General features: G+C 61.8%; 7 protein-coding genes and 1 pseudogene. 4 read left to right on the forward strand and 4 right to left on the reverse strand.

Annotation, left to right across the window (positions count from 1 at the left end; all coding sequences use genetic code 11):
* The first annotated feature begins 22 nt into the window (after positions 1-22).
* The 4 genes from C487_RS09975 to C487_RS09990 all read left to right on the forward strand — a co-directional run bounded on the left by C487_RS09975 (position 23) and on the right by C487_RS09990 (position 4003).
* Entirely contained in the window at positions 23-2008 is a 1986-nt protein-coding gene (locus C487_RS09975) for an AAA family ATPase (RefSeq protein WP_006185621.1), read from the forward strand.
* A gap of 107 nt (positions 2009-2115) precedes the next feature.
* Positions 2116-2490: a translation initiation factor IF-5A gene (locus C487_RS09980; protein ID WP_006185622.1), complete on the forward strand. Its 375-nt coding sequence runs from the start codon at positions 2116-2118 to the stop codon at positions 2488-2490.
* Positions 2490-3377, forward strand: coding sequence for an agmatinase (speB, locus tag C487_RS09985; protein WP_006185623.1), 888 nt, complete (start codon positions 2490-2492; stop codon positions 3375-3377). Before C487_RS09980 ends, speB begins: the two co-directional genes overlap by 1 nt.
* 125 nt (positions 3378-3502) lie before the next feature.
* Positions 3503-4003: an 8-oxo-dGTP diphosphatase gene (locus C487_RS09990; protein WP_006185624.1), complete on the forward strand. Its 501-nt coding sequence runs from the start codon at positions 3503-3505 to the stop codon at positions 4001-4003.
* A gap of 156 nt (positions 4004-4159) precedes the next feature.
* Here the strand turns inward: C487_RS09990 and C487_RS09995 are convergent, their stop codons facing one another.
* The 4 genes and pseudogenes from C487_RS09995 to C487_RS21320 form a co-directional block, all read right to left on the reverse strand.
* Positions 4160-5134, reverse strand: coding sequence for a quinone oxidoreductase family protein (locus tag C487_RS09995; RefSeq protein WP_006185625.1), 975 nt, complete (start codon positions 5132-5134; stop codon positions 4160-4162).
* Positions 5135-5412: 278 nt separating this feature from the next.
* Positions 5413-5766 carry a hypothetical protein gene (locus tag C487_RS20310; RefSeq protein ID WP_152422498.1) on the reverse strand — a complete coding sequence of 118 codons (354 nt, stop codon included), beginning with the start codon at positions 5764-5766 and terminating at the stop codon, positions 5413-5415.
* A 171-nt stretch (positions 5767-5937) separates the two neighbouring features.
* Entirely contained in the window at positions 5938-6231 is a 294-nt protein-coding gene (locus C487_RS20315) for a hypothetical protein (RefSeq protein ID WP_152422499.1), read from the reverse strand.
* Between the two features lie 102 nt (positions 6232-6333).
* Positions 6334-6680: pseudogene (locus C487_RS21320) on the reverse strand (hypothetical protein); the annotation flags it as partial.

Consider the following 6680-nt stretch of genomic DNA (forward strand, 5'->3'; position numbering starts at 1 on the left):
GATTCGCGTCACGTACTGCGTAATGGTTGCGCTACTAACTCTCGCACAGGCCGGCAATTGGAGCGCGCTCGTCCCCGGATCGAACGCGTTTCTGGCGGCCGTGCTCCTTTTCGGGACGTTCGCGGTCGTCTTTCGGGCGGTCTCCTGGCTAGCATCGACCGACCTCGACCGACTGTTGCTGGGCCTGACGTACGCCGCCGGGCTCGTCGGCTTCGTTGCGACTCGCGATCTCGCGCTCGCCTTTGCACCGCCGACGGCGACCCTGGCCTGGCTGTTCGTCGCGAACCGAACGGCCGTTCCGGGCCATCGCAGCCGATCGCCCGAGGACGGAGCGGGACGTGAGTCGCGAAGCGACGAGGAGACCGACACTGCACTCGAGACGGCCGCTCTCGATACCGACCCACCTGGTCACGACTTCGACGATGTCGGTGGCATGGACGAACTCACGGAGACGTTACGCGATCGCGTGATCGACCCGTTGACCCGCCGCGACGTGTACGACCACTACGGGATCGGAGCCGTCAACGGCGTCCTGTTCCACGGTCCGCCCGGTTGCGGGAAGACCTTCGTCGCCAGCGCAGTCGCGGCCGAAACCGACTACAACTACATCGAGGTCACGCCGGCCGACATCACGAGCAAGTACATTGGCGAAGCCGCCGACAACGTCGCGGCGGTGTTCGAGGCCGCCCGCGAGAACGAGCCCTGCCTGGTGTTCATCGACGAAATCGACGCGATCGCCGGCGATCGCTCGGGCCGAATGGCGACGAGCGAACAGCAGATGGTCAACCAGCTGCTGACCGAACTCGAGAGCCAGAACGACTCGGAGATCGTCGTGTTCGCGGCGACGAACTACCTCGACGACGTCGACGACGCCATCCTGCGATCGGGCCGGTTCGACGAACGGGTCGAGGTCCCGCCGCCGGACCGACAGGCGCGCCTCGAAATCCTCCGGCTCGAGCTGGCCGACACGCCGGTCGCCGACAACGCGACCCTCGCGGCGATCGCGGATGCGACCGCTGGCTACGCCTCGAGCGACGTGACGGTACTGGCCGACGTCGCGACCCGTCATGCGATCGCCGACGAATCGTCGGTCAGGCAGTCCCATCTCCGCCGAGCGGTCGACGAAATCGACACCAGTATCCCGGGCTGGCTCGATCGCTACGATGACCGGTTCGACGAGGACATCGGCCGTTCGTCGACCGAAGAGCCGGTACCGTTCGACGCCCTGCCGGGGATGGGCGATCTCACAGCGGCGGTCGAACGCCGCGTCTTCGACCCGCTTTCTAATCCCGATGGCTACGAGCGCTACGGGATCACACCCGTCGACGGTGTGTTACTGTACGGGCCGCCCGACGCGGGGAAGACAACGCTCGCCCGGTCGATCGGCGCGGAACTCGATCGGCCGCTCGTCGAGATCAGTCCGGACCGCTTCCGCCGCGAAGGCGTCGACGATCCGGCCGATCGCACGGCAGAAATCATCGAAGATGCACGTTCGATCGCGCCGAGCGTCCTGGTACTCGACGATCTCGACGAACTCGCACCCGCATCGGGCGGGTCCAGAGCGATCCGACGCGTCGCGACGCGGCTGGCGACGCTCCTGCCGACGCTCGAGGACGACGTGCTCGTCGTCGGGACCGCGCGAGGGGTCGAGCGGGTGAACGTCGATGTCCTTCACGCGGGGACGTTCGACGAGCGGATCGAGGTTCCGCCGCCGGACGGCAGGACTCGCGCCGCGATTCTGGACGATGCGCTCCCGGACGGCATCCTCGCCGAGGACATCGACCTCAACGCGGTTGCCGACGCGACGGCGGGGTTCAGCATCCGCGACGTGCGCCATCTTGCCGGCCGAATCGGTCGCGAGGCCGTGCGCCGCGAGGAACGGATCACGACGGATCGACTCGTCACAGAGGCAGACGCGGTCGAGGCGACCCTTGACGGGTGGAACGGGCCGGAACTCGACGGCCTGCCCCCCGAGGTCGTCCCCGACGGGACCGGTCGGCGGCCGTAACCCTTCCCGGAACGTGACTGGAGCTACCGTGCGACCCGTTGTCGGGCAGAACTCGTCGCAGCGCGCATTCCAAACGGTTTATGCACGTCGATTGATTACGCCGGGACATGGCGAAACAGCAGACCGAGGTTCGCGACCTCCAGGAAGGCAGCTACGTCATGATCGAGGACACGCCGTGTAAGATCAACGCCTACTCGACGGCCAAGCCGGGCAAACACGGCAGCGCCAAGGCTCGTGTCGAGGCCGAGGGCGTCTTCGACGGCAAGAAACGATCGCTCTCCCAGCCCGTCGACGCGAAGATCTGGGTCCCGATCATCGAACGCAAAAACGGACAGGTCGTCTCCGTCGACGACGGCGACATGCAGGTCATGGATCTGGAGACCTACGAGACCATCACGATGCGCATTCCCGACGACATCGATGTCTCCCCCGACGAGAACATCGAATACCTCGAGATGGAAGACCAGCGAAAGATCGTCTGATGTTTCCCGGGGCGACCGACGAACGCGAGGGGACCGACGCGGCGGCACAGTCCGATCGTGACGGCGACTCCGACACGGGAGGGCCCGAGTCCACCCGTGGCGGCGCGAACTTCGTGGTCGTCGGTGCGCCCCTGGACGCCACGACGACCTTTCAGCCGGGGACCCGCTTTGGGCCCCGGCGCATTCGATCGTTTGCCGAACCGTTCGACGACTACGACCACCGGACGGACCGATACTTTTCGGAACTTGGCGTCGTCGACCGCGGCGACGTGCGGGCCTGGGACGATGTCGAAGCATATCTCGAGTATCTGACGAGTACGATCCGCGAGGCCGTCTGGAACGACGCCGTGCCCCTGCTATTGGGGGGCGAGCACACCGTCTCGCTCGCGGGCGTCCGCGCGGTCGAACCCGAGGTGTTCGTCTGTTGCGACGCCCACCTCGACCTGTACGACGCCTACGACGGGAACCCGCTCTCCCACGCCGCCGTCACCCGCCGAATTCTCGAGGACGTCGCATCCGTCGAGGACGTGATCGTCCTCGGCGCTCGCACCGGTAGCGAAGCCGAGTGGGAGCGAGCGGCCGACGACGACGTGACCGTCGTCCCGCCCGAAGACGTGGGCGAGTGGACGCCCGGGGATCGACTCGCGGACCGCGAGGTCTACCTGAGCGTCGACATCGACGCTGCGGACCCCGGCTACGCGCCGGGCACCGGAACGACGGAGCCGTTCGGCCTCGAGCCCCGCGAACTCCGCGACGTGGTTCGGTCGGTCGCATCCCACGCCGACGGGTTCGACGTGGTCGAAGTCAACGACCGCGACGACGGGCAGGCGGCCGCCTTGGCCGCAAAACTGGTCCGCGAGTTCGTCTACTCGCACGTCGACGGCTAACCCGGCACCCAGTTTGCCAGGCGGACCCGGACGGCGACCGGTCGCGGCGAGCGACGGGACGCCATGCGAACCGGCTGATTCGACCGAGAGTACACCCTTTTGGCGCTCCGTGCGAACTCCCGCGTATGATCGAGACGACGCTGTGTTTCCCCCTCCGCGACGCCGGTGACGATGCCGACGACGTATTGCTGATCGAGAAACGCCGCGGGTTGGGCGAGGGCTGGTACAACGGCCCCGGCGGGAAACTCGAGTCCGGCGAAACCCCGCGGGACTGCGCCGTCCGCGAGACGAGAGAAGAGGTCGGCCTCGAGGTCACGGACCTCGAGAAGGCCGGCGAACTCACATTTCTGCTCGACGGCGAGGGCCACACGTTCTGTCACGTCTACCGGACGCGCTCGTTCGAGGGCGAACCCACGTCGTCCGAAGAGGCACACCCGGAGTGGGTCCCCGTCGACGATGTCCCCTACGATCGGATGTGGGACGACGACCACCTCTGGCTACCTGGCGTCCTCGCGGGGAACACCGTGGCCGGCGAGTTCCGGTTCGAGGGCGGCAAGCCGTTAGACGAGGCCGCGTTCGTCGATCACGACCTCGAGTGGGGCGTGTCGCTCGGGAACGAGAACTGACCGACGGAAGCGCCTGCCGCCGCGGCGGCAGGTGTTCGCCACGCCCCACCCCGGTTGGCGTCGTCCGCTCACGGCGGTTCGCCTCCGTCGGCACGGCCCGCGAGACCGGCGATCTCACCGGCTCGAGCGTGCTGCGGGCGATCTCTCCCGCTCTGCTCAGGGCTTCAGAACGACCTTCCCGGAACTCTTCCGGTCCTCGATGTACTGGTGGGCCTCGGCCGCGTCCTCGAGCGCAAACGACTCGCCCAGGATGACCTCGAGATCGCCGCTGGCGAACCCGTCGGTCAGTTCCGGGACGGCCTTCATGACGCGACTCGGATCGTGCGTGGCGGCCTGGCCGAGGTGGAACCCCTTGACGGTCTTGTTCTCGAAGAGCAGCCGCTGGTTGCTGACCTCGGCGGGGACGCCGCTGGCGACCCCGTAGGTGACCATCCGGCCGAAGTGAGCCATCGCGTCGAGGCTACGCTCGAAGACGTCGTCGCCGACGCTCTCTAAGACGAGGTCGACGCCCTCGCCGTCGGTTTCCTCGTCGACGACTTCGCGAAAGTCCGTCTCGGTGTAGTTGATCGGGTGGTCACAGCCGAGGTCGGCCGCGAGGTCGAGTTTCTCCTGCGTACTCGCGGTACCGAAGACCTCCGCGCCGGCGTTCGACGCCAACTGGACGGCCGCGGTGCCGACACCGCCGGCCGCAGCCTGGATGAGCACGGATTCATTCGCCTCGAGGCCGCCCCACTCGAAGAGACAGGCGTGGGCAGTCAGAAACTGGACGGGGAAGCCGGCGGCTTCCTCGAAGCGCATTGCGTCGGGGATGGGAAAGAGCAGGTCCGCGGGGGCGGTGACGGACTCCGCGTAGCCGCCGGTGTCGAGCATGCCGACGACGCGATCGCCTTCCGACAGTTCCTCGACGCCGTCACCGACCGCGTCGACGACGCCCGCGGCCTCCATCCCGGGGACGTACGGCGCTTCGGGGCCGTCCGGGTAGTGACCGCGGCGCTGCATGATGTCAGCGAAGTTAATTCCCGCTGCCTCGATGTCGATTCGAACTTCACCTTCACCGGGCTCGGGTTTCTCGGCCTCGATTACTTCTAGTTGCTCGCTGTCGCCGTACTCGCTGACTTCGATGGCTCGCATATCCGTATCTCCGTGACCGATTCCCATAAGTCCGCGAGAACCGGAAGAAACCCGTTTGTGATTTCTGAAACTGTGTCAGCGAATAAAAAGCAAGGGTCAGCGTACCTCCGACCGGAGGTACGCCGAGACCAATTCGCTGACGATGACGACCGCGAGGATTGCGAGCAGAATCGTCAGCACGTGATGCCAGTCGAGGAAGTTGATACTGCTCTGGAGTTCGATGTCAATCTCGCCGGCACCGACGAAATTGATAATGGTACTTGTGACTGGCTTAATTACTATGCATTATCCCAGTTAAAATCTTTTCCATCACGTATCTCCGTTTCGAGGGCACCGTCTTCTGCAACCCATTGATTTGTTTCACTTTCAGGATTTATAACCGGACCATTCGACCCTACGGAAATATCATATGTAGTCTCATTCCATGTATGATAATAGTCAAATTCTATTCTTCGCTTCGAAGGGTCGGTATCCTTTGTTTTAACCGGCATTCCACAACCGCTCCCGTAAATAGTTTCATCTTCGCCTGGTGTTGGGTTATAGGGGAGTGTGCTCTGTTCCTGCTTAGAACTATCGTACTCTGCAACAAAGCCAGTATTAAACTCAGAATCTTTGTCAGTTATTTCACTCACATATGAACCATACCACGGTTCACCAGATCTCACATAATCATTATCAGACCAACCAACCTTGACTAAATCAAGTGGAATCGGTGCATCTGGTGTGTAATACTCCCACTGCCAGCTAAGATCGATATAATCATCGGAACCAAGATTTTCACTGTATGTTAAGGTGATTGTAATTCAAGACCTTTCTAACTCTTCTATGTGGGCTTCGTTATCAGCATTCTTTGGTGGAACCTGTAATTTTCCGCTAGCTGAGTAAACATCGGCACCGTGTCTTGTGAGATATTCAGACCACTTATCAACGGTCCATCCTTCTTGTTCTCGAAGGATCAAAGAACGCTCAAGTAAATTATCTGAATTGGATTTACCTCTTACAGTCTTTGGAACAAAGACTCCAGCTAAAGCGCCAGCTCCAAGTGTTTTGATAGCTGATCTTCTGCCTTTCTCTACTTTCTTCGGACTTTCGTCCATACACTCAGTATTAACGCCATGTCATTTATAATTTACCCCGGACAGTGTTGTAACATATTGCTATTGATTATTAATAATATGAGGTGTGCAATTGGGTAGTGTTCAGATAAACTGACACCATGTGAAGCCGAACGCTTGGAGCCAATTTTCGACGGTGTCTGCTTCGGTATGGCTGAAACAGCTTGAGAACTGGTTAGTTTGGCTTTTTAGTGCCCGAAAGACATGTTCGACACTGTTCCGATTACCGTGTTTTTCGTATCTGTAATCGAGACTGTGTTGATGGAGTGCCACTTGCAGCCACGGTGCAGGATTGACGAGATGTTTGTCGCGGAGTTCTGCGAGGAACATCTCGGTATATTGTTTTGGCATGTGTTTACCCCCATAGAGTTCCTGGCTGAGCCACTGAGACGGCTGAAAACAGCACCCTCTATTTGATTTATATATCTCTC

The organism is Natrinema pallidum DSM 3751 (genome assembly GCF_000337615.1).
GTDB lineage: Archaea > Halobacteriota > Halobacteria > Halobacteriales > Natrialbaceae > Natrinema > Natrinema pallidum.